Here is a 22,667-nt window from a genome sequence, read left to right as displayed (position 1 = left end):
TAGACTAATCTGGGAACTGGCTTGGTGAGGAGGAGTCCTCTCGCCACCGGGGTTCCGTTCTCACGCGCAGTGGGTGGGCAGCCGGCCGGCGGCACACCGAGTGTCCGATCTTGACCTCGCGGCTACGGCTCAGGCCCCGGGGGAGTCGTCATCAGCAAAGGAGGAGCTGTCTTGACCGAGACCCCTCACGAGGTCGCCAGGGACGAGGAGACGGGCACAGCCCCGTTGCCGTCCACCGCCGACCTCGAACGGATGTACTGGGTGATGGTCACGACCACCTTGGCCGACTCCCGTGCCCAGAAGGAGGCCAAGGCGGGCAAGCTGCAGGCGGCGTTCTACCCGGTACGCGGGATGGAAGCGGTCTGCGCGGCTCTGGGGGCCGTTCTCGAGCCGCGCGACCAGTTCGTGTCCACCTATCGCAACCTCGGTGACGTGGTGGCCAAGGGCGTGTCACTGAAATCCATCATGGCGGAGCTCTACGGCCGCGTCGACGGTGTGTCGAAGGGCAAGGGCGGCCCGATGCACCTGCAGGACGACTCGGTGGGGATGACCGCCACAACGGGCATCGTCGGATCGGGCCTGCCCATCGCGGCCGGGCTCGGTATAGCCGCTCAGCTGGACGGCGACGGGAAGATCGTCGCGGTGACGTTCGGCGACGGTGCGACCTCGATCGGCGCGTACCACGAGGCGATGAACATGGCCGCCCTGTGGAAGCTGCCCGTCCTGTTCGTCTGCCAAAACAACAAGTGGGCCGAACACACTCCGCTCGCCGAGTACACCGCGGCGCCGGAGTTCGCCCAGCGTGCGGCGTCGTACGGCATGACCGCCCGGAAGGTTGACGGATTCGACCCGATCGCCTCGTGGCGGGCGCTCTCCGACGCCGTGCACTCGATCCGGTCGGGCGGCGGCCCGGTGTTCCTCGAGTTCGAGACGTACCGGCTGACCGGTCACACCGGAACCGCCGACTACAGCTACGTACCCAAGGACGAGCTGGCGCAGGCGATGACGCGGGACCCTGCGCCGAACTTCCGGACCTGGCTCATCGAGCAGGGGCTCGTCGCGCCGGAGCGGCTGGACGCGATCGAGCGCGATGCCGAGTCGTCGGTCGCCGAGGCGTTCTCCTACGCCGAATCGCGGCCGCAGCCCGACGCCGATCAGTTGCACGAGGACGTGTTCGCCGACAAGAAGCTGGTGCTGGACCTGCTATGACTACTCTCCAAGAACCCGGAACGGTCGAGACCGAGAAGATGTCCGCCGCCGTCGCGATGAACTCGGCGCTGGATCTCGCGATGGCCAAGGACCCGAAGGTCGTGCTGCTCGGCGAGGACATCGCCGACCCCATGGGCGGCGTGTTCAAGGTGACGAAGGGCCTGTCCACGAAGTACGGAAAGGACCGGGTCCGCGCGACACCGATCGCGGAACAGTCGATCGTCGGCGCCGCGGTGGGACTGGCGCTGGGCGGCTACCGCTCCGTCGCCGAGGTCATGTTCTGCGACTTCCTCACGTTGGTGTCGGACCAGCTGGTGAACCATGCGGCCAAGCTGCGCTACATGTCGGGTGGGCGCAGCAGTGTTCCGCTGACGGTGCGGACCGTGGTGGGCAACAGCCGCTTCGGTGCGCAGCACGCCCAGTCGCTCGAGGCCTGGTTCATGCACACGCCCGGCATCAAGGTCGTGATGGCCTCGACGCCGACCGAGGCCAAGGGCCTGCTGACGTCGTGCATCTTCGACGACGACCCCTGCCTGTTCATCGAGCACATCCACCTCGAGTACACGAACAAGGAGGAGGTGCCGACCGGGGAGGTGTCGATCCCGCTGGGCCAGGCGGCGATCAAACGCCCGGGCTCGGACGTCACGGTGATCACCTACGGCCCCGCGGTGCCGTGGTCGTTGCAGGCCGCGGAGACGCTGGCCGAGGAAGGCATCAGTGCCGAGGTGATCGACCTGCGGACCCTGGTCCCGTTGGATTTCGAAACGGTGCTGGAGTCGGTGAGCCGCACCCGGCGCGCGGTGGTCGCACACGAGGCCACGCAGTTCTGCGGCCCGGGTGCCGAGATCGCTGCCAAGATCACCGAGGAGCTCTTCGGGGAGCTCATGGCGCCGGTGGCCCGGGTGGGTGGCACGTACGCGCCGATTCCGTTCGCCAAGAGCCTGCGGGCGATCCCGAACGCCGACGACCTCGTCGCCGCCGTGCGACACGTCACCGGACGGTAGCCGGCACCTGATCGGCAGGGACGCGATCAGGCTGGGTGTGAGTACCAGTACATGGACATGGGCAATTCCTGAGGAGACTTCCGTGTCGGTCGATTCAGCGCGCCGAGCGCCTTCTCTCGAGGAGTTCCGCGCGGAAGCCGAATCCTTCGTCGAGTCCGCCGCTCCGCGCGCGGACGGTGAGCATCGGTTCGACTTTTCCGAGGACGAGGACCGGGTGACGCTCTTTCGCGGCGCCACCGAAGCCGAAGCCAAGCGCGCCTGCGACTGGCAGCGCACGGTGTTCGATGCCGGCTTCGGCTGGATCACCGGTCCGCCCGAGTACGGCGGTTCGGGCCTACCCGCCCGCTACGAGCGGGCCTACCAGGAAGTGGAACGGCGCTATTCCGTGCCGTCCCGGTCTCCGCTCGGGGTGAGCCTCGGCATGGTGCTGCCGACGCTGCAGCATTACGGCACCGAGGCCGCGAAGCAGCGATGGCTGCGTGCCCTCCGGCGCGCCGATGTCGTCGGCTGTCAGTTGTTCAGCGAACCGGGCGCCGGCTCGGATCTCGCATCCGTCTCCACCAAGGCGGACCGGGATCCGGCGACCGGTGACTGGGTGGTCACCGGTCAGAAAGTGTGGACCTCGGGCGCGCACTACTCCGACCTGGGGTTGCTCCTGGCTCGGACCTCGGACGGGGAACGCCACCGCAACCTGACCGCGTTCCTCGTGGACATGCACGCTCCCGGCGTCGAGGTGCGGCCGCTGCGGCAGATGACCGGCGGCGCCGACTTCAACGAGGTGTTCCTCGACGGGGTCCACGTGCCGGACGAGAACCGGTTGGGCGAGGTCGACGGCGGCTGGCAGGTCGCACTGGCGACGCTGATGTACGAGCGTGGTGCCATCGGCGGTTCCACCGCGGGCGGCAGTGGTCTGTTCCGGCTCGAACGGATCATCGCCTGGCTGAAGGACATGGGACGTACCGAGGACCCCGCCGTACGGCAGGCGTTCGCCCGTGTCCACATCGGACTCACCGCGGCGAAGGCCATGCGCGCCCGCGCCGAGGCGGCCGTGAAGGCGGGGACGACACCCGGACCGGAGATGTCGCTGTCGAAACTGGCCCTGACGGCCAACCTGGCCGCCCTGTCCGACCTGGTCGCCACCGCGCTCGGCCCACGGCTCCTGGCCGACACCGGCGAGCGGAGCACGTTCTCGTGGGCGGAGTTCGTCCTCGGCGTACCGGGCATGCGGCTCGGAGGCGGTACCGACGAGATCCAGCGAGACATCATCGCGCACCGCGTACTGGGCCTGCCCAAGGAGCCCGGCGCGCACTCGAAGAACAGGACATGAAGGAGACCGCAATGGGAAGCCTTGACGGTAAAGTCGCGCTGGTCACTGGAGCCGGCCGGGGAATCGGCCGGGAGCATGCCCTCCTGCTCGCCGCCGAGGGTGCGAAGGTCGTCGTTAACGACCTGGGCGGCGCTCAGGACGGCACCGGCGGCGAGATCGGGCCCGCGCAGCAGGTGGTCAACGAGATCAAGGAGGCCGGCGGGGAGGCCGTCGCCAACGGCGACGACGTCGCGGACGCCGCGGGCGCGCGGTCGGTGGTCGGCACGGCGCTCGACGCGTTCGGTCGGCTCGACGCGGTCGTCAACAACGCCGGCATCCTGCGGGATCGCGTGCTGGTCAACATCGAGGACGAGGACTGGGACGTCGTCGTCCGCGTGAACATGCGTGGCACGTTCCTGGTGACGCGTGAGGCCGCTCGGCACTGGCGTGAGGAGAGCAAGGCCGGCCGCGAGGTGCGTGCGTCGGTCGTGAACACCTCCAGCGAGTCGGGTGTCTTCGGCAATCCCGGCCAGGCCAACTACGCGGCGGCGAAGGCGGCCGTGGCGTCCCTGACCCAGGTGGCGGCCAAGGAACTCAAGCGCTACGGCGTGCGGGTGAATGCGATTCTCCCGCAGGCGCGCACGCGGCTCACCGAGAGCACGTTCGGCGACGCCATGGCACCCAAGGAAGGCAAGTTCGACCGCTGGCACCCGGGCAACGTCGCACCGTTCGTGACCTACCTGTCCAGCCCGGTGTGCGAGATCTCGGGCGAGGTGTTCCTGGTTGGTGGCAGCCGGGTGCAGCGGGTACGGCCGTGGGAGCTCGATCCGGAGTGGAAGCTCTCCACCGAGGGCAGGTGGACCGTCGCCGATCTGGAGAAGGCGGTCATCGAGGCCGGTATCCCGCAGGGCCAGTCGTGGAGTGCCAACCCGTCAGGCGGTAAGAAGTGACGACCCAGGATGTGAGGGCCGAGAAGGAAGCCCGGATGCCCGAGGCGGTCATCGACGAGGCGATGATCGCGTCGATGAAGGCCAAGGCGGGTATCCAGCTCCGGATCGGGCACTCGGTCAACAACGAGGAAGCGACCCGCATCGCGGTGACGAAGTTCGCCGGCGGGATCGGCGACACCAACGACCTGTGGACGGACGCCGAGCGGGGCACGGCCTCGGACTACGGCGCCCCGGTCGCGCCACCGTCGTTCGTCATCGGCTGCTTCTCCGGGATCCAGTTCGGGTGGCCGGGGCTGGGCTCGTTCCACTCGGCCACACAGATGGACCTGCACGCGCCGATCTACTGGGGCGACAAGATCGAGGCGACGTGCCGCTACGACGGCTTCACCGGGCCTCGCCCCAGCAGTTTCGCGGGCCGGATGGTCACCGATCACTTCGTCAACGACTACGTCAACCAACGCGGCGAGCAGGTCGCGCAGATTCGCTGGCAGGTCGTGAACTACGAGCGCGCCGCGGCACGCGGGAAGAGCGGCAAGCGCAAGATCGAGGTTCCGCACCCCTGGAGCGAGGACGAGTTGCGGGCGGTGGAGGAGCGGGTGCTCGCGCAGCGTCCCCGTGGGGCCGAGCCGCGCTACTGGGAGGACGTCGAGGTCGGGGACTCGATCGATCTCCTCACCAAGGGCCCGATCGGACTGACCGACGAGGTGGCGTTCATCGCCGGTGGCGGTACGCCGATTCCGCGGTTGAAGGCGCATGCGGCGTCCCTGCACGACTACGCCGCTCACCCGGCCTGGTCGTTCCGTGACCCGGTGACCGGAGCGCAGGAGCCGATCTACGCGGTGCACTACAACAAGGCGGCCGCGAACGCGATGGGCGTGGCTTTCCAGTACGACGTGGGGTTCCAGCGGCAATGCTGGCAGATCCATCTGCTCACCAACTGGTGTGGCGACAGTGGCTGGGTCAAGCACGTCTCCTCCCAGTACCGCGGGTTCGTCTACCTGTCCGACGTCATCGATCTCGGCGGCACGGTTGTGGGCAAGTCCGTCGACGAGGCGGGGGAGCACGTGGTGGAGGTGGAGACCTTCGCGCGCAACCAGCGGGGCGACGACGTCATGCCGGGCACCGCGGTGGTCGCGTTGCCGACCCGCGACGGCACCGCCGGCCCGGTGGCCGCCAGGGCGAGGGCGGAGCGGTGACCGCGGTCGACGTCCGCGCCGAGCTGCGGGCGGAAGTGCGACGGTGCCTGGACGAACACGTCGACGTGCGGCCCTACCTTGCCGAGAACCGTGATGCCGGGGCCCGAACCGACGAGTCCCTCTGGCGGGCTCTGAGCGTCCAAATGGGGCTCGCCGGGCTGATCGTGCCCGAGGCCGACGGGGGCTCGGGAGCCTCGGTCGCCGATCTGGCGGTGGTTTTCGAGGAGCTCGGTGCCTCGCTGGCGCCGGTGCCGATGTTCGCGACGGCCGGATTGGCGCTGCCGGTTCTCCGCGCCGTCGTGCAGGACGAACGTCCGGGGCCTGCCCGTGACCTCCTCGCCGGGATCGCGGCCGGGTCGACGGTGGCCACGCTCGCCGTGCACGAGACCGACGGCCGCTACGCCCCGGATGCCACGTCCGTGCGCGCGGAGCGGGACGGCGAGGGCTGGACGATCACCGGGACCAAGGGCTTCGTCACCGACGCGTCCTTCGCCGACGTGCTGGTGGTGCCCGCGCGGGTCGGCGAGGGCATCGGCGTGTTCGCGGTGGACGCCGCGGACGCACGGGTCACCACGTTGACCTCGCTCGACCTGCTCAGGCCGCTGGCGACCGTCGAGTTCGACCGGGCTCCGGCGCGTCTCGTCGCCGAGCCCGACGTCGCTCACCGCTTCGAGGCCGGACTCGACGTCGCGTTGGTCCTGCTGGCCGCGGAGCAGGTCGGCGGGGCGCAGCGCTGCCTCGACAACGCGGTGGGCTACGCCATGGACCGAATTCAGTTCGGCAGGCCCATCGGGAGCTTCCAGGCGATCAAGCACCAGCTGGTCGACCTTCTGCTCGAGGTCGAACTCGCCCGGTCCGCGATGACCCATGCCGTGCGGACGGCTGACGACTACCTGGAGGATCCGTCGACGGACACCGCCCGTGCGCTCGCGGAAGGCGCGAGCCTGGCGAGAGCCCTGTGTTCGGAGACTTTCTCGCACGTGGCCGACGAGGCGCTGCACGTTCACGGAGGGATCGGCTTCACCTGGGAGCACGATTCGCACCTGTACTACCGCCGGGCGAAGGCGGCGCAGTTGTTGTTCGGCAACCCGGACGAGCACCGGGAGCGACTCGCCGTCGCGGCGGGGCTGTGAGGGAGGCACGAATGGCGGACCTGCTCGTCGACCGCGCGGACGGCGTGGTCACGGTGACGTTGAACCGTCCGAAGCGACGCAACGGCGTCACCTGGCCGCTCATCGAGGAGCTCGTCCGGGAACTCGAACACATCGCGGGCAACGCGCACGACCGCGCGGTCGTGCTGACCGGTGCGGGCGGAGCGTTCTGCTCGGGGATGGACCTCGCGGAGTCGGTGGCACCGGACGAGTTGCCGTTCATGCGACGCGTCGGCCAGGTCGTGACCCTGCTCCACGAGATGCCCAAGCCGGTGATCGCCAAGGTCGCGGGTCCGGCTGTCGGCTTCGGCTGCAATCTCGCCTTCGCGGGCGATTTGACCGTCGCCGGGGAAAGCGCTGTGTTCGGGGAGATCTTCGCCGAGCGCGGGCTGACCCTGGACGGTGGCGGATCCTGGATCCTGCCGAGGCTGGTCGGGCTCGCCAAGGCGAAGGAGCTGGTGTTCTTCTCCCGGCGAGTGTCCGGCGCGGAGGCGGAGCGGCTCGGTCTGGTGAACCTGACCGTGCCGGACGAGGACCTGGACAAGACCGTCGACGAGTGGGCACGGACACTGGCCGACGGCCCGGCCCTCGCGCTGTCGGTCATGAAGAAGGAACTCAACAAGGCCTACGAGTCCTCGTTTTCCGAGGCGGTCGAGACCGAGAGTCTGGCGCAGGCGTTCAGCTTCTCGTCGGCCGAGGCCAAGGAAGGCATGCGGGCATTCCTGCAGCGCCGCCCGGCGCGGTTCCGCGAGTCGGCGAGCTAGCACGGGCCGGGTGGCGTCGTGGGAGGCCGCGACGCCACCACCGCGCGTCAGAACGGCCTGCGACCGTTCACATCCGCGCCCTCGACGACCTCGCCGTCGATCGACCGTCGCAGCCGTGTGAGGCGCAGCCGGCTGATCCGCCAGTGCCCGTCGATCCTGCGGTAGTCCTCGGTGTAGTGACCGAATCCCGTGAGCACCGGAAACCGGCTGTCCGACGGCGGCTCCACCAGGTCGTACATCGCCCAGACGCCGCGTGCGTGCGTGTCGTCGAGGATCTCGATTTCCGGCATGTGCCCGTGATGAACGGTCATCGCGTCCGTCAGATGCCGGCTGATCGACGCGATGAACTCGTCCGGAGTGGACGGCTGTGAGGACGACTCACCGATGTCGAACTCGGCGTCGTCGGTGAAAAGGGCGCGCAGCTCGTCCCACCAGTGCAGGTCGACGTAGCGAAAGTACCGCGCCTTCAGCTGTTTGATCTCTTCGACGGCTTCGAGACGTGCCAGCCGGTCGGCGAGCGCGCGAAGGTCCGCACTCGCGAGGTCGTACTGCACCATGCTTCTGCCTTTCCGCTCAGAGCATCGCCAGCCGGGGAAGGGAACCCGCCCGCAGCTGCGCGCCCAGTTCGACGTGCAGCGACTCGGTGCTGCCGAGTAGGGGCTCGAGCAGCAGTGCGCGCTTCAGGTACCGGTGGAAGTCGTGTTCCCAGGTGAAACCCATGCCGCCCAGCACCTGCTGGCAATGGTGCCGAGCCGCCTGGGTGAAGCGGTTCGCGGTCACCTTGGCGACCGTGGCCGCCGTCGCGGCCTCGTGGTCGTCGGTGGGTTCCCACGCGGCGTCGGTCGCGAGGACCGCGCATTCCTGCCACAGCCGGACGTCGGCCAGTTTGTGCTTGACCGCCTGGAAACTGCCGAGTGGGCGGCCGAACTGGGTACGAGAGCCGACGTGGTCCACGGCCAGCTCGAGCATCACGGTGCCGAGGCCGACCATCTCATGGGCGAGAGCCCGATGCCCGGCCGCCCGGAGCGCGCGCCAGGCCGTCGGGCCGCCGATGACATCGGACCTGTCGACCTCCAGCGTCGCGGTGAGCGTCGCCCAGCCCGCCGTGGGTTCGATGCCCGTGCCCGTGGCCGGCCAGGCGCCGTGCCAGTCCGTGTGGACGAGGACAGCCTGCCCGTCGAGCGTGGCCGGCACGAGCACGCGGCTCGGCTCGTGTGCGCGGGCCGCGACCATGCCGTGGACGTCGAGGCGGATCCCCGTCGAGGTCGTGGTCGCCGTGCTGGAGGGCATCGCACTGCCCGGTGCCGGGTGCATGACAGCGGCATCGTCCGCACCTGCGGCGCGAGCCATGGTGACGTCCAATGCCGACGTCGTGGCGAGGTGCCGGCCCTGGAGCTCGAGCAGCAGGGACACGGCGACCGCGGGTTCGTCGTCGAGCAGTTCTGGCCACCCGAATTCGGCCAGGGCCTCGTCCAGCCGCTCGGGCCGGGTGTCCCCGATGATTCCGTCCAGGGTCTCGCGGAGCAGTGCTTTCTCGTCGGTGTCCACGTTCCTCAGTCCCTCGGAAGGCCGAGCACCCGCTCGGCGATGATGTTGCGCTGGATCTCCGCTGCGCCGCCGTAGATGGACGACGCCCGCGAGTAGAGGTAGTCGCTGCGCCAGTCGCGCGCCGGCCCGTCCTCGCTCAGCAGGAGGGTCTCGGGCGCGCTGTGCAGCGCGGTGTCGAAGAGGAACTTCTCCGCCGTGGACATCATGAGCTTGTCGAACGACGGCTGCACGCCCACCTGCTCACCGGCGGAGAGCGACCGTACGGTGCGGCGGGAGAGCAGCCGCAGGCAGTGCACCAAGGCGAAAGCTTCGCCCGCGGTGACATCGGAGACCGACGGGGCGTCGGTCACGAGCGTCCCGAGCCGCCAGCGCATCCATGCCTGCCGTTGCCAGGCCGCGGCGCCGCGCTCGCAACCCAGGACGAACATCGCGACCGCCCAGCCGCCGTTCACCTCGCCGAGCGTGCGGGATTTGGGCACGAGGACGTCGTCGAAGTACAGGCTGCAGAACTCGTCGTCGCCGTTCATGCTGCGTAACGGCCGGACTTCGATGCCGGGGGAGTCCATGTCCAGGAACAGCGCCGTGATGCCTTTGTGCGCCGACTCGGGCGGTCCCGTCCGCGTGAGCAGCACACAGCGATCGGCGAACTGCGCCCAGCTCGTCCAGATCTTCTCGCCGTTGACGCGCCACGCGTCACCTTCGTCCACCGCACGCAACCGCAGGGAACCCAAGTCACTGCCCGCGCCCGGCTCGGAGAACCCCTGGCACCAGGTCTCGTCACCCCGCAGCAATCGGGGCAGCGCTTCGGCTGCCAGTTCCGGTGGCGCGAAGCGAGCCACGGCCGGGCCCAGCACCTCCTGCGTACCGAACGAGAACGGCGGCGGATACCCGGCGGCGGCGAGCTCCTCGCTGACCACCGCACGCAGCGCGAGTGGGCCTCCGAGGCCGCCGACCTCTGCCGGCCAGCCCAGCCTGATCCAGCCCGCCGAGTACAGGAGCCGCTGAAGCCGCGAGAGCGCCGCGAACACCTCGTCCACCTCGGTGCTCAGGTGCCGGAACGGTGCAAGCTTGTCCGCGTTGTCGGCGAGCCACTGCTGGAACGCGGCTCGCACCTGGTCCACGGCCGCGTTCGCGAGCCCGGCGACTCCTCCTTCGGCAACAGCCGTCATGCGACCGCACCTTTCTCGTTGAGCTCCGACACCTCGGCCTGGGTGAAGCCCCACTCCGCGAGCGTCGCCATGGCGGACGTTTCCTCGACCGGCTCGGCCACGGTGCCCGGCGTGCGGGAGAACCTCGGCGCGGGCGCCGGCTGCGGGAGGCCGTCGACCTCGACGAAGGCGTCGCGGGCGCGCATGTGCGGGTGGCGCACGGCCTCCTCCGGCGTGAGGACCGGTGTCACGCACGCGTCCGTGCCGGCGAAGACCGCTTCCCACTCGTCGCGCGTTCGCTCCCGGAACGCCGCACCGATCCTGGCCCGTAGCTCCGGCCAGCCGGACTGGTCGTACTGGGCGGGCAGGTGCTCGGGATCCAGCTGCAGACCGGCCAGCAGCTGGGCGTAGAACCGGCGCTCCAGGGCCCCGACGCTGACGTACTTGCCGTCGGCGGTCTCGTAGGTGGCGTAGAACGGTGCGCCACCGTCGAGGAGGTTCCTGCCACGGTCCGTGGTCCAGTCACCGGCGGCCCGCTGGCCGTGCATCCAGGCCGTCAGCAGCGCAGCTCCGTCGACCATGGCCGCGTCGACCACTTGGCCGCGGCCCGAACGATGCCGCTCGTGCAGGGCGGCGACGATGCCCAAAGCCAGCAGCAGGCCGCCGCCTCCGAAGTCGCCGACGAGGTTCAACGGCGGCACCGGGGGCTGCTCAGCCGGCCCGATCGGTTCGAGCGCACCGGCGAGCGAGATGTAGTTGATGTCGTGCCCGGCGCGGTCGGCGAGCGGACCCGTCTGGCCCCACCCGGTCATCCGCCCGTAGATCAGCCGCGGATTGAGGGCGTGGCAGTCCTCCGGGCCGATTCCGAGCCGCTCCGCGACACCCGGCCGGAAGCCCTCGACCAGCACATCGGCGCGCTCGGCGAGGCGCTTGACCACCGCAGGTCCCTCCGGGGCCTTGAGATCGACGGCGACGACGCGGCGTCCCCGGGCCAGCGGGTCGGCCGCGCGGGCACGGCGCCGGGTGGCCCGGTCGACGCGCAGCACCTCGGCGCCGAGGTCGGCGAGCACCATACAGGCGAACGGCGCGGGGGCCGCGCTGGCGATCTCGACGACCCGGACGCCCTCGAGGGGACCCACTCACGCCACCCCCGTCGGCCTGGCTTCGAGGATGTGCACCGCGCACGCCGAGGCGAGGCCGATGACGTGCGTGAGGCCGACTCGAGCGCCCTCGATCTGCCGGTCACCCGCCTCGCCCCGCAGGTGTGTGGTGACCTCGTAGAGGTTGGCGATGCCGGTGGCACCGATCGGGTGCCCCTTGGACAGCAGGCCACCGGACACGTTGACCGGGATCTTGCCCTCGCGCCAGGGCGCACCGGAGTCGATGAAGTCCCCGGCGCCGCCCGGCTCGCACAGCCGGAGGTTGTCGTAGTGGATCAGTTCCGCCGTCGCGAAGCAGTCGTGCAACTCGACAAGGTCGAGGTCGTCGGGCCCGACGCCTGCCTGGTCGTAGGCCGCGTCGGCCGCGTTACGGGTCAGCGTGTTGACGTCGGGCTGCACCTGCCCACCCTCGGTCCACGGGTCGGAGGTGAGGACCGACGCGGACACCTTGACGGCACGTTTGCGGACGTCGGGGTCGAGCGTCTTGAGCTTCGCGTCGGAGACCAGGACCACCGCGGCGGCGCCGTCGCCGGTCGGACAGCACATCGGCAGCGTGTTGGGGTAGGCGATGACCTCGGCGTTCAAGATCTCGCGGAGCGAGAACTCCTTGCGGTACTGCGCGAGCGGGTTGAGCACGGAGTGGGCGTGGTTCTTCTGCGCGACCCGGGCGAACTGGGTCGCCGTCACGCCGTGCCGGAGTGCGTACTCCGTCCCCGCCTGCGCGAACACCCCCGGCATGAGGCCGGTCCCGAGCACGCCTTCGGTCTTGAGCACGTTGCCGTAGCGGCCCTTGGGCTCGAACTGCTTCTTGGCGTCGCGCTTCTTCGCAGCGCCGCCGAGCAGGCCCATCTTGCCCATCTTCTCGACGCCGACCGCCAAGGCGGTCTCGGCTTCCCCGGCGGCGATCGACAGCATGGCGACGCGGACGGCCGTGGCTCCGGTGGCGCAGGCGTTGACCACGTTGTAGACCGGGATCCCGGTTTGCCCGATCTGCTTCTGCAGCCGCTGGCCGTTGTGGGAGTTCGCCTCGTAGACGTTGCCGAGGGCGAGTGCGCCGATGCTGCTGATGCCCATGTCGGCGTCGCGCAAGGCGCCTAGCGACGCCTCGGCGGCAAGGTCGAGCAGGTCCTTGTCCGCGAAACGGCCGAACCTGGTCATCGCGGTTCCGATGATCCAGACGTCACCCGAGCTCATGAGATGTCCTTCCGCATGCGATACCCGAAGCCGATCGCCTCGACGCCGTCGTCGTCGACCCCGGCGACGAAGGTGTCCAGGGACACCGGTAGTCGGGGCACGATCTCTTCCGGGTCGGTCACGTCGAGCAGATTGGCCTTGACCACGCCACCGCCATCCAGATCGACGACGACCGAGGTGTAGGGCGCCGGGACCGAGGGAGCCGCTCGATGGACGATCGTGAAGGCCCGCACCTCGCCGTCGTTGGCCAGCGCTCGGCGGCCGAACTCGGTGCCGCCGCACTTCGCGCAGGCGTTTCGGCGGTCGAAGTACAGCGACGAACACGAGCTGCACTCGTGTGCTTCGAGGTGTGGTGGGTCGAGCACCAGGTAGTCGACGATGGGGATCTGCTGTGCCATTCCGCGCCCAATCCGGCTCGATACTCTAGTAATCAATGATACTGCTATAGAGTAAACAGGCGGAGGCTCGACTGTCCATCGATGCGGGTGCTCGGCACCGGCGGGAGGTTGTTCGGAAATGACGCGAGAAGCGTGGATCATCGACGGCGTACGCACCCCTCGGGGCAAGGGCAAGCCGACCGGCGGCCTGCACGAGTTCCACCCGCAAGAGCTGCTCGCCCAGGTACTGCTAGCGCTCGGCGAGCGCTCCGGGATCGATCCGGCCCTGGTGGAGGATGTGGTCATGGGCAACGGTGACCACAACGGTGACCACGCCAACGACATCGCCCGGATGGCCGTCCTGGCGGCCGGCTGGCCGATCGACGTGCCCGGGGTGACCCTGAACCGGTTCTGCGGGTCCGGCCAGCAGGCTGTGATGTTCGCCGCCATGGGGATCCAGTCCGGGTGGCAGGATGTGGTCATCGCGGGTGGCGTCGAGAGCATGTCCCGCTACGGTGCCGGGTTCGGTGCTCCCCTCGACGCCGGTAACGCGAAGCTTCGGGACCGCTACCCGCTGGTGCCCCAGGGAATCTCGGCGGACCTGATCGCGACGCTGGAGAAGTTCGATCGGCAGGCGGTCGACGCGTTCGCTGCGCGGAGCCAACGACTGGCCGCCGCCGCCATCGCCGACGGCCGGTTCGACCGGAGCATTGTCGGCGTCCGCGGTGCTGACGGACAGGTCGCCCTCGATCACGACGAGCATCCGCGGCCGGGTACCACGGTGGAGTCACTCAGCGCGCTCCCGCCGTCATTCGCGCGGGCCGGCGCCAAGATCCGGGAACCGGAGGGCCTGTCCTACGACCAGATGTGCGCGAAGGTCTACCCGGGCGTCGACGAGATCGACCACGTGCACCACGCCGGCAACTCCTCGGGCGTCGTCGACGGTGCGGGCGCTCTGCTGCTGAGCTCGCCCGAGTTCGCCAAGGCACACGGGCTCAAGCCGCGGGCGAGGATCGTCGCCGGTGCCGTGGCGGGTGCGGAGCCCGTCATCATGCTCACCGCTCCCGGGCCGGCATCGCGCAAGTGCCTGGACAAGGCGGGAATGACCGTCGGCGACGTGGACCTGTGGGAGATCAACGAGGCCTTCGCCGCGATTCCGCTCAAGGTGATGCGCGACCTCGCCATCGACGAGGACCGCGTCAACGTCAACGGCGGCGCCATCGCGCTCGGCCACCCAATCGGCGCCACCGGCGCGATGCTGTTCCAGACCGTGCTGGACGAGCTGGAGCGCCGGGACAAGACGGTCGGCCTGGTCACCATGTGCACCGGAGGCGGCATGGGCACGGCGACGATCATCGAGCGGGTGTAGCGGATGACTGCGATGGAGTTGTACTCGCGCGCTCGATATTCGTGTCCCGGAGCACTTCACCCGGATCGGCTGCCGTGCGCATCATGAGTGAAAACCTGCGAGACCTGGTGACATGGCTGGTGGCGATCGAAGAGATCAAACAGCTCAAGGCGCGATACTTCCGCTTCGTTGACGAGAAGCGCTGGGATGACTTCGGCGAGCTGTTCACGCCCGATGTGGTCATCGACATCGAAGGTTCGTCACAGCGACCCCGTGACCGCGACGAGCTGGTGGCGGCCACGCGCCGGCACTACGGCGACGCGCTGACCGCGCACCACGGTCACATGCCCGAGATCGAGATCGTCGATGGCCCGGCTGCCACGCACGCGCGCGGTATCTGGTCGATGGTCGACCTGATCGAGACGTCGATCGGCAACGCCCTGCCGTCCTTTGTCGGCTACGGGCACTACCACGAGGAGTACCGCAAGGACGACGGGAGCTGGCGGATCTCGCGATTGACGCTGAACCGGATCAAGCTCGAGAAGTTCTAGCCACCGACACCACGCCGAGGAAGGGTGCCGCGGGTGATGATGGGGCAGTGCCCCATGCCGGGTGCTCCGTCGATCGAGACAGTGACCGGTTGCTCGCGGTGGCCCGGCTGTACCGGCCGGCCGTCGAGCAGGACTCCTTCCGGCGGGACGTACTCATACACGTCGTACTCGGCGAGGGTGCCCCGCCAGGCGCCGAGCCCGCGGCCGTCCCGGTATCCGCCGTCGTAACCGGTTCCCGAATATGCCCACGCGTGCATCAGCGGCTCCGCCTCGACGGCGAGGGAGGTGCCGTCTTCCATCGTCACGTCGAGCTTGACGTGGCTGTAGGCCCTGCTGCCCTCGACGAAGGTGATGTCGGCATCGAGGTCACCCACGCGTCGTCGCACGCCGTCGCGGCCGATCAGTTCACCGTCCAGTGCCAGCCGCCTGCCCTCGGCGTTCTCGCGATACTGCAGCGCCAGGAAGTTGTCACCGGCCTCGGCGAAGAGGACGAGGTGCAGCATGGACTTCCGGGGAGCTGTGGGCATGTCCGCCTTCATGCTGGGGTCGCCGTGGGACTTCTCGAATCCGCCGACCCCCGGCCGTAATCCCCACGAGTGATCGCGGGCTCCCCACCAGTTGTCGACCTCGATGCGTCCGTCGCCGTGGTCGATCCAGCCGTTCCAGCGGCCGACCTGGTCGTAGCGTGTCATGTCCTGCATGGTGCGGCCTGCGGGCGCGTCGAAGTGGTGCGCCTCCAGGTGCGGTGGAAACGACGACGTCCAGGTGAGGTCGGCGGCGAGCGGGCTGGACACCGGCTCGGCGACCAGCCGGATCCGGCGGAACGGCTCCTCGACGCTGATCCGGATGTCGCCCACCGTCATGGTGTCCCGGTCGTCGTCCAGCGGGCGCGCGAACCGTGCGTTGTGCTGCCGGGTTCCGGACTGAATCGCGATGTATCCGTCGCAGCTGCCCGTGTTCTTGTAGACCCCGAGCCCGGCGATGAACGCGGCCTTGCCGTGCGGATCCGCGGCGCTGAGCCAGTACCTGTCGAAGAAACGCACGTCGGACGTCGCCGCGTGGCGCATCGGGAACGGAGTCTGGTGGAGCACCGCTTCGTCGAGGTCGCACAGGTCGGGGTGTCCGAAATGCATGGCAGGTCGCTCCCAGTACTAGGAAGAATGTCTAGGACTAGAGTAAGTGGGCACGTGTCTCGCCGCAATGGGAGCGGCGGTGCTTGCCGCCGTGCGGCAGTGTCGTTGCCCCACAACCGAAACCGCGCCTCGCCGGCTGGCGGCGAGGCGCGGATCGTCACAAAGTGCGCCCTCAGTCGGCGGGAACGTCGATCCGGCCCATCTTCTGGGAGACCAGCTCGCCGAACCACAGCCGGCCGTGCTCATCTGGGTTGATGTCACAGGGATAGGAGGCGTGCGACGGTGTCGGCCACATCTCGGCCTTCCCGGTCCTCGGATCGAACTTCAGCACCTGGTTGCCGAGAGTCGCCGGACTGGCGAACGCGACCATTCCGTAGATGTTCCCGTCCTGGCCCTCGACGACCGGTCCGAGCATGGGAAGCGGGTTTCCGAGACTTCCCGACTCCAGTTGTTTGCGCAGGCTCGACCGCACCCCGTCCATGCTCAGCAGGGGATATTCCTTCACCTGGCCGGTTTCCGGGTTGATCCTCGCCAGGGCCATGCCGAATCCTTCACCGACCCAGATGGTGCCGTCGCGCGCGGTGCGGATGCCGGTCGGCCAGGACAGTGGTGTCGGCATCTCGAACTGTTTGATCTCCTTGGTGTCGACGTCGATCATCCCGACCTTGTTCATCTGCGGCATGTTGAAGATGACGGTACGGCCGGGTCCTGGCTTGATGATGCCGAACAAGGAATGCACGTGGCCGAGAACTTCGCCGGGGACCGGGAACTTGCTGAACGTCTCCGTCTCCGGATCGAACCGGCCGATCGCGTTGTGTCCCCCGAGAGTCATCCACAATGCGTTGTCGGGACCCCATGCGACGTCGTTGGACAGGGAGGTGCCGACATTCAACGGGGTCGCGCCAACAGTCGTGTTGAGAGCGTTCCCCCACGGCAACGGCCACTGCTTGTAGCTGCCGTCGCGGGTGTCGATCCGGATGACGCTGTTGTTGGTGACGCCCGTCATCCAGAAGTGACCCTCGTGGTCTTTGTCCATACCACCGGGAACGGAGAGTGGCTGTGGCGTCGGATAGCTCTTGTATTCACCGGTCTCGAGGTCGTACGACGTGATCTCGCTGCTGAGGTACTGCTCGATCCACAGCTTGCCCTTGCCATCGGATTCGACTTCGCACACGCCGCCGATCGGCAGCTGCGCGGGTATGGGGCCGTACTCCGTGATGGGGGAGGTCGTGCTGTCCTCCGCTACGGCCGGAGGTACCGCACTCAGTGCCATGAGTGCGGTCGCTGCCGCCAGCGCTGTCGCTGAACGTTTCCAGCGTCGCCGCATGCCAGCTGGCAGCGTTCTTGTTGAGACCACCATTGGACTCCTTTCCGCTCGGCCGGGTTGGCAGACCGCTTCGTTGCGGGACAGACACTGCGACCCAGCGCAGAAACTCTATGGATCAATTACCGACAAGACAACATTCAGGTGATCTGGTGACCGGATCGAGTGTTGTCGGCAGACTGTGAGTAGTCAGGTGGTGCACTACTCGTCACCCTGCGTGTGGTGGGGTCCGGCGTCGGTAGCACACGGGAGCCCGCGTCCGGCGGCGCGCCGGGGCTCGTGCGGTGCAAAGGGTGGGAAGGTCATCGCGTCGCGGCGGCATTGGCCGGCGCAGAGCACTCGGTCGCGCGCCCGAACCCGCCGTGCTCAGCCGAGCACCCGACCCAGCTCGGCCACGAGGTCCCGGGCGCGGGCCAGGTCGACCGGACCCGGGGGCTCACCGGCCTCGTCGCGGGGTGCGTCGATGCGCACCGTCTCGACCGTGTCCGACACGTCGATGTCGAACACCACCCGGTCGGCGCGGTGCCAGGCGGTGAACCATTCCAGCGGCCGGTCGTCCTGGTCGGTGGTGCCGCCCTCGAGCAGCAGCAGCGGCCCGCCCGGCTCGGTGTGCAGGGCCTCGGCCAGCATGTCGTCGGCCGCGACGGCACGCACCTGGCGGCGGCCCCGGACCGGGCGCAGGCCGTACGCCGTGGTCAGGAGCTGGTGCAGCGACGCGTCGGTCAGGTCCTCGGGGCGCAGCCCGGGTACGCGCTCGGCGGGCAGCCAGGTGCGGACGTAGGACAGCGGGTCGCCGTCGACGAGCCGTACCCGTTCGAGCTGCAGCGTGTCGGCGGTACCGAGGAACGCGCGTGCGGGCGCGGGCGGTTCGGCCGGGCACAACCGGCGCACGGTTGTCCGAAGCTCCTGGCCGCGCCGGGCGAACTGCTCGAACAGGCCCGTCGCCCGCTGCACGAGCCTGCGGTACTCGGCAGGCGGGGCGACGACCGTGGGCCTGCCCTGCCTGCGGATGACCAGGCCGTCGGCGGCGAGCCCGGCGACGGCCTGGCGCACGACGCTGCGGGCGACACCGAACCGTTCGCACAGCGCGGCCTCGCTGGGCAGCGCCGCGCCGGGTGGCAGGTCGTGGCCGAGGATCTCCTGCCGCAGAGCCTGCGCCACCTGTTGGTGCAGGGGCCGCGAGCCCCTCCGGTCGACGCCCATGGCGGGAGTCTACGAGGCCGCGCCGGCCCGGGCGGTCTCCCACACCTGGTGCCAGCCGGGCGCGAGCTCGGCGGCCCGGCGGGTGGCGAGCACCAGGCTGGCCTCGCGCGCGACGCCCTTACCCGCGATGTCGAACGCCGTGCCGTGGTCGACCGACACCCGCACCACCGGCAGGCCGACGGTGATGTTCACGCCGTCGTCACCGTAGACCGCCTTGAAGGGGGCGTGTCCCTGGTCGTGGTAGCAGACGATGACGAATCGCCAGTTCCCGCGCACGGCCGCCGGCACGAGCGCGTCGGCGGGCAGGGGGCCGACGGCGTTGATCCCGGCCGCCTTGGCCCGCTCGACGGCCGGTGCGAGCACGTCGGCGTCCTCGTCGCCGAAGAGCCGGTTCTCCCCGGCGTGCGGGTTCAGCCCGGCGACGCCGATCGGCTCGTCCTCCTTGCCCAGCGCCCGCGCGAACGAGCCCACCAGGCGCAGCACGTTGTCGCTGCGTTCCGGGGTGACGCCCTCGATCGCGTCCCGCAGGGACACGTGTGTGGTGAGGTGGAAGAAGTACAGCTCGCCTGCGGAGAGCACGAGGCTGAAGTTCTGCACGCCGAACTCGTGGGCCAGCAACTCGGTGTGGCCGGGCCAGTTGTGGCCGCCCGCGTGCATGGCGGCCTTGTTCAGCGGGGCGGTGACGATTCCGTCGACCTGCCCCGCACGCGCCAGGGCGCACGCCCGCATCACGAACCGCGCCGCGCCATCACCGGCCTCGGCGCTGAGCTCGCCGTAGGGAACGTGACCGAGCGACGGGCCCTCCTGGACGACCTCGATCGTGCGCGGGTCGTTGGTGGCGTCGTCCGGCGTGTCGACGACGCGCACGACGGCGGGGTCGCCGCCGAGCACCTCGCGGACCGCGCGGCGGAGGGCGTCGGCGTCCCCGATCACCACCGGGCGGCACACCTCGCGCAGGTCGTCGTGCTCGAGCAGGGTGCGGGCCGTGATCTCGGGTCCGATCCCGGCGACGTCCCCCAGCGTGAGGGCAAGGGTGGGCACCTGCGGCTGGTTCAACGCACGCTCCTTTTCTCTCGTACCGCGTCCGCGGCCTTGATCAACACGTCGGGGTCGCCGAAGCCCCCTGCCTTGGTCGCGACCGGCAATCCGGCCGCCCAGCCGCCGACGAGCGTGCCGAGCGCCACACCCGGCCCGGCCTGGCCGCCCGGGCCGTCGCCGTGCAGGCGGATGCCGGTGCCGTCGAGGTGGTCCAGCAGGGCACGCGCGCCGTCGCCGCCGGTCACCACGAGCCCGGCCGGGCCGGTGGCACGCACCACGCGCGCGGCCACGTCGGCGAGGCGCCGCGCCACCAGGGCGGGCGGCACGGCCTCGTCCGCCCGCTCGGGTGCGCTGAGCAGCAGCGTGTCCGGCTGCCCGGCGGCCGACGCGAGTACCTCGGCCGAGAACGAGCTCCATTCGCCCTCGTCGAGCAGCTGCCGTGCCGTGGGCTCGTGGCAGGTGGCGCCGGTCCCGGCGAGCGCCCGAGCCTGCTCGCGCGCGGCACTGTGCAGGCTGGTGACAACGACGAGCACCGTGCGGGACCGCTCGCTCGGGCGCCAGTGGTGCGCGAGGGCACCGGCCAGGCCGCCGGCGCCGACCGGGAGGGCGCTCTCACCGAGCTCCGCCACGGCCCGCGCGACGCGGTCGAGGTCGGCGTCGGTCTCGGCGTCCACCACCACGACCCGGCCCGCGTCGCGAAGCCGGCGCGCCCAGGCCGCCGGTGACCCGTCCGGGTCGAGCCGCACCAGGGGAGCGCCGAGCAGCGTCGGGACGTGGCTCTGCGTCACGGGTGTCACCGGGTCCGTGCCCGCGGACGTCTCGCTCACGGGCCGGCCGTCGACGAGCAGGCTGCCGTCCACGACCGTGCGGCCCACGCCCGGGAACGCGGGACAGACGACGGCGGTGGTGCCTGGGCCGAGAACGTCCAGCAGCGCGTCGATCTCCGCGCGGATCGGGCCGCGCACGGTCGAGTCGATCTTCTTGAACACACGGGTGCCGTCACCACGGAGCAGGTCCTTCGCGGCCTCACGCACCCGGGCGGCGGCGTCCGCGTCGGAGCAGGGCCGGGAGTCGGTGCTCACCGCGACGACCTGGGCGTCGCTCTCACCACTGCGCAGCTTCAGCTCGGCCGTCCAGCCCGCGTTCGAGAACTGCACCGCGGTGTCGCCGGCTCCGGTGACGTCGTCGGCGATGATCACCACGTCCTGGCCGGTCACGGTTGTGCCGCCGGGGCCGTCTCGGTCTGCTTGAGCGCACCGGAGCGCTTGAGCACGAACGCGGCGATGGCCGGCGCGACGATCGCCGTCACCAGTGCCGAAGCGGCGACCTGCGCGGTGGCGGTGCCGACGAACTCCTGGAACCGCGGGTCGGCGGCCGCCACCACGGCGGGGGTGGCGATCGCGTTGCCCGCCGTGGTGCCCGCGGCGAAGCCGATGCCGGACATGGCGCCGCGGCGCAGCAGCACCCGGTAGCCGAGGTAGACGAGCAGGCCGGTGACCGGCGCGACGATCAGCCCGAGCACGAGACCGCTGAGGCCACCGGTGACGATGTCGCCGAGGTCGATGTCCGTGCCGAGCGCGAACGCGAAGAACGGGATCACGATGTTGGGCACCGGCTGGACGATCCGGCGCCACTGGGCGTCGATGTTGCCGACGAGCACGCCCAGCAGGAACGGCACGATCGCGGCCACGAGCGCCAGCACGGGGATGTCGCCGAGGCCGGAGGCGCCCAGGAAGAGCAGGGTGAGGAACGGACCGTCGTTGACGGCGCTGGCGAGGTAGGCACCGCGGTCGCGCTCGTCGCCGTACTGGCCGGTGAAGGCGAGCCACAGGCCGCCGTTGCTGTTGTCGACGGCCGCGAGCAGCGCGAGCAGCGAGATCCCGAACACGCCGTCCAGACCGACCACGAGTCCGAGCGCCACGACGAGGCCGGCCGGGATCAGGCTCTTGGCCAGCAGCAGCGTGCCCGCGGTGGCCAGGATGGGCCCGCCGGTGCGGGCGCTGACCTGGGTGCCCGTCGCGAAGATGAGCAGCGCGATGAACGGCAGCGCGCTCTCCTGGAACAGGGCGGTGGTGAAGCTGCCGATCTCCAGGGCGCCGGGCGCGAACGTGCCCATGAGTGCGCCGAGTACCAGCGGGATCAGCATGAGTCCGCCGGGAATGCGTTGCATGGTGGCGAACAGGGGAACTCGGGACGTCTCCTGACTGTTCACGCCGGCCTCCTTGTCGGCTCCGACTCGCGCCCGCCGGGGAACGGGCACTTGTACGTATATGTTGTACGGACAAGATGGCACAGTAGAGGCTCGAACGGAAGAGCTGCCCGCGGGGTGGCCGGACCCGCCCGTACGCCGACCGTCCTTGGTACGCCACCCGGTGAGCGCGGCACATCGCGGGGCCCGGATTCCGGGGCCGTGCCGTCGGCGCGCTGGCTATGCTTTCCGGTGCGCGTCGTGGTTCTGACCGGCGCTCATGAGATCGCTCGATCGCTCATGAGATGAGGTGTCGCCAGATGAGTGCTACGGAATCGACGGGGCCCACCGGATCGCAGGGGCAGCCGGGCATGTCCGAGGACGAGGCCCGCGAGTATGTCAGCAGGCTGCGCACCGCACCGGTCGAGCAGCTGGTCTCCGAGGTGGTCTTCAGCCTGCTCAACGCGGCCCAGGTGAAGCTGGGCAGGCGGGACGCCCGGTTGCTGATCGACCTGGGCGGCCTGGTGGCCGGCCACAGCCGTGAGTACGTGTCGGCCGAGCTCGCCCAGCAGGTCGACCGGGCGCTCGCGCAGTTGCGCCTCGGCCAGGTGAGCGCGGAGTCCGAGGTCGCGGGCAAGGCCGAGCCCGAGCCGAACGACCTGGACCGCACACCCGCACCGCCGAGCTCCACCGCGGCGCCGGGCGCGAGCCCCACCGCCGCATCGGGTGCCACCGCCGCGCCCGAACCGAAGGAGCCGTCCGCCGCGTCGAGGTTGTGGGTGCCGGGACGGTGAGCCGATGCCGGGACGGGCACGCCGTCCCGGCACACAATCCTCGGCGAAGTCCTCTGTGCACGGTCCTCAGTGCACGATCCT

The 22,667-nt window shown here is 69.8% G+C and carries 22 protein-coding genes; 10 read left to right on the top strand and 12 right to left on the bottom strand.

What is annotated here, in order from left to right; translation table 11 throughout:
• Positions 1 to 171: 171 nt before the first annotated feature.
• The 7 genes from ACFSZT_RS23750 (at position 172) to ACFSZT_RS23720 (ending at position 7,580) form a co-directional block, all read left to right on the top strand.
• Entirely contained in the window at positions 172 to 1,209 is a 1,038-nt protein-coding gene (locus tag ACFSZT_RS23750) for a thiamine pyrophosphate-dependent dehydrogenase E1 component subunit alpha (RefSeq protein WP_377383825.1), read from the top strand.
• A complete protein-coding gene (locus ACFSZT_RS23745; protein WP_377383827.1) occupies positions 1,206 to 2,213 on the top strand; it encodes an alpha-ketoacid dehydrogenase subunit beta in 1,008 nt (335 codons plus the stop codon). The genes ACFSZT_RS23750 and ACFSZT_RS23745 overlap by 4 nt, the downstream gene beginning before the upstream one ends.
• 82 nt (positions 2,214 to 2,295) lie before the next feature.
• A complete protein-coding gene (locus ACFSZT_RS23740) occupies positions 2,296 to 3,540 on the top strand; it encodes an acyl-CoA dehydrogenase family protein (protein ID WP_377383830.1) in 1,245 nt (414 codons plus the stop codon).
• Between the two features lie 11 nt (positions 3,541 to 3,551).
• A complete protein-coding gene (locus ACFSZT_RS23735; RefSeq protein WP_377383833.1) occupies positions 3,552 to 4,469 on the top strand; it encodes an SDR family oxidoreductase in 918 nt (305 codons plus the stop codon).
• 35 nt (positions 4,470 to 4,504) lie between these two features.
• Complete coding sequence (locus ACFSZT_RS23730) at positions 4,505 to 5,665, top strand: FAS1-like dehydratase domain-containing protein (RefSeq protein ID WP_377383836.1); 1,161 nt, start codon at positions 4,505 to 4,507, stop codon at positions 5,663 to 5,665.
• The gene (locus tag ACFSZT_RS23725; protein ID WP_377383839.1) at positions 5,662 to 6,798 is read left to right on the top strand and encodes an acyl-CoA dehydrogenase family protein; all 1,137 of its coding nucleotides are present in this window, start codon (positions 5,662 to 5,664) and stop codon (positions 6,796 to 6,798) included. The genes ACFSZT_RS23730 and ACFSZT_RS23725 overlap by 4 nt, the downstream gene beginning before the upstream one ends.
• A gap of 11 nt (positions 6,799 to 6,809) precedes the next feature.
• Complete coding sequence (locus ACFSZT_RS23720; RefSeq protein ID WP_377383841.1) at positions 6,810 to 7,580, top strand: enoyl-CoA hydratase/isomerase family protein; 771 nt, start codon at positions 6,810 to 6,812, stop codon at positions 7,578 to 7,580.
• A gap of 47 nt (positions 7,581 to 7,627) precedes the next feature.
• Here the strand turns inward: ACFSZT_RS23720 and ACFSZT_RS23715 are convergent, their stop codons facing one another.
• From ACFSZT_RS23715 to ACFSZT_RS23690, 6 genes are read right to left on the bottom strand one after another with little or no spacing between them, the layout of a single operon-like run.
• Positions 7,628 to 8,137 carry a nuclear transport factor 2 family protein gene (locus ACFSZT_RS23715; RefSeq protein ID WP_377383843.1) on the bottom strand — a complete coding sequence of 170 codons (510 nt, stop codon included), beginning with the start codon at positions 8,135 to 8,137 and terminating at the stop codon, positions 7,628 to 7,630.
• 16 nt (positions 8,138 to 8,153) lie between these two features.
• Positions 8,154 to 9,128, bottom strand: coding sequence for an acyl-CoA dehydrogenase family protein (locus ACFSZT_RS23710; protein ID WP_377383846.1), 975 nt, complete (start codon positions 9,126 to 9,128; stop codon positions 8,154 to 8,156).
• A 5-nt stretch (positions 9,129 to 9,133) separates the two neighbouring features.
• On the bottom strand, positions 9,134 to 10,297 hold the full coding sequence (locus ACFSZT_RS23705; RefSeq protein ID WP_377383849.1) for an acyl-CoA dehydrogenase family protein: 1,164 nt from the start codon (positions 10,295 to 10,297) through the stop codon (positions 9,134 to 9,136).
• Positions 10,294 to 11,415 carry a CaiB/BaiF CoA transferase family protein gene (locus ACFSZT_RS23700; protein ID WP_377383851.1) on the bottom strand — a complete coding sequence of 374 codons (1,122 nt, stop codon included), beginning with the start codon at positions 11,413 to 11,415 and terminating at the stop codon, positions 10,294 to 10,296. The genes ACFSZT_RS23705 and ACFSZT_RS23700 overlap by 4 nt, the downstream gene beginning before the upstream one ends.
• Positions 11,416 to 12,630, bottom strand: coding sequence for a thiolase family protein (locus ACFSZT_RS23695; protein WP_377383854.1), 1,215 nt, complete (start codon positions 12,628 to 12,630; stop codon positions 11,416 to 11,418).
• A complete protein-coding gene (locus ACFSZT_RS23690) occupies positions 12,627 to 13,028 on the bottom strand; it encodes a Zn-ribbon domain-containing OB-fold protein (RefSeq protein ID WP_377383857.1) in 402 nt (133 codons plus the stop codon). The genes ACFSZT_RS23695 and ACFSZT_RS23690 overlap by 4 nt, the downstream gene beginning before the upstream one ends.
• A gap of 118 nt (positions 13,029 to 13,146) precedes the next feature.
• Between ACFSZT_RS23690 and ACFSZT_RS23685 the strand changes: the two genes are divergently transcribed.
• Both ACFSZT_RS23685 and ACFSZT_RS23680 read left to right on the top strand, forming a co-directional pair.
• Positions 13,147 to 14,376 carry an acetyl-CoA C-acetyltransferase gene (locus ACFSZT_RS23685; RefSeq protein WP_377383859.1) on the top strand — a complete coding sequence of 410 codons (1,230 nt, stop codon included), beginning with the start codon at positions 13,147 to 13,149 and terminating at the stop codon, positions 14,374 to 14,376.
• Positions 14,377 to 14,459: 83 nt separating this feature from the next.
• Positions 14,460 to 14,906, top strand: a complete 447-nt coding sequence (locus tag ACFSZT_RS23680; protein WP_377383862.1) for a nuclear transport factor 2 family protein — start codon at positions 14,460 to 14,462, stop codon at positions 14,904 to 14,906.
• Here the strand turns inward: ACFSZT_RS23680 and ACFSZT_RS23675 are convergent.
• The 6 genes from ACFSZT_RS23675 to ACFSZT_RS23650 form a co-directional block, all read right to left on the bottom strand.
• Positions 14,903 to 16,039, bottom strand: coding sequence for a hypothetical protein (locus ACFSZT_RS23675; protein ID WP_377383865.1), 1,137 nt, complete (start codon positions 16,037 to 16,039; stop codon positions 14,903 to 14,905). The two genes, ACFSZT_RS23680 and ACFSZT_RS23675, sit on opposite strands and share 4 nt — an antisense overlap.
• Positions 16,040 to 16,211: 172 nt before the next feature.
• On the bottom strand, positions 16,212 to 17,312 hold the full coding sequence (locus ACFSZT_RS23670) for a Vgb family protein (RefSeq protein ID WP_377383867.1): 1,101 nt from the start codon (positions 17,310 to 17,312) through the stop codon (positions 16,212 to 16,214).
• Between the two features lie 417 nt (positions 17,313 to 17,729).
• Complete coding sequence (locus ACFSZT_RS23665; RefSeq protein WP_377383869.1) at positions 17,730 to 18,566, bottom strand: GntR family transcriptional regulator; 837 nt, start codon at positions 18,564 to 18,566, stop codon at positions 17,730 to 17,732.
• A 9-nt stretch (positions 18,567 to 18,575) separates the two neighbouring features.
• Positions 18,576 to 19,622, bottom strand: a complete 1,047-nt coding sequence (gene pdxA / locus ACFSZT_RS23660; RefSeq protein WP_377383872.1) for a 4-hydroxythreonine-4-phosphate dehydrogenase PdxA — start codon at positions 19,620 to 19,622, stop codon at positions 18,576 to 18,578.
• Positions 19,619 to 20,821 (bottom strand): four-carbon acid sugar kinase family protein, encoded by a 1,203-nt coding sequence (locus ACFSZT_RS23655; protein ID WP_377383875.1) that lies wholly within the window; start codon positions 20,819 to 20,821, stop codon positions 19,619 to 19,621. Before ACFSZT_RS23655 ends, pdxA begins: the two co-directional genes overlap by 4 nt.
• On the bottom strand, positions 20,818 to 21,816 hold the full coding sequence (locus ACFSZT_RS23650; protein ID WP_377383878.1) for a 2-keto-3-deoxygluconate permease: 999 nt from the start codon (positions 21,814 to 21,816) through the stop codon (positions 20,818 to 20,820). The genes ACFSZT_RS23655 and ACFSZT_RS23650 overlap by 4 nt, the downstream gene beginning before the upstream one ends.
• Positions 21,817 to 22,112: 296 nt before the next feature.
• On the opposite strand from ACFSZT_RS23650, the gene ACFSZT_RS23645 reads away from it, so the two are divergent.
• Positions 22,113 to 22,586, top strand: coding sequence for a hypothetical protein (locus ACFSZT_RS23645; RefSeq protein ID WP_377383881.1), 474 nt, complete (start codon positions 22,113 to 22,115; stop codon positions 22,584 to 22,586).
• The last annotated feature ends 81 nt before the right edge of the window (positions 22,587 to 22,667 follow it).

This window comes from Prauserella oleivorans, from assembly GCF_042685745.1.
GTDB lineage: Bacteria > Actinomycetota > Actinomycetes > Mycobacteriales > Pseudonocardiaceae > Prauserella_A > Prauserella_A oleivorans.
The sequence above is the reverse complement of the archived record's forward strand: the minus strand, read 5'-3'. Positions and strand labels throughout refer to the sequence as shown.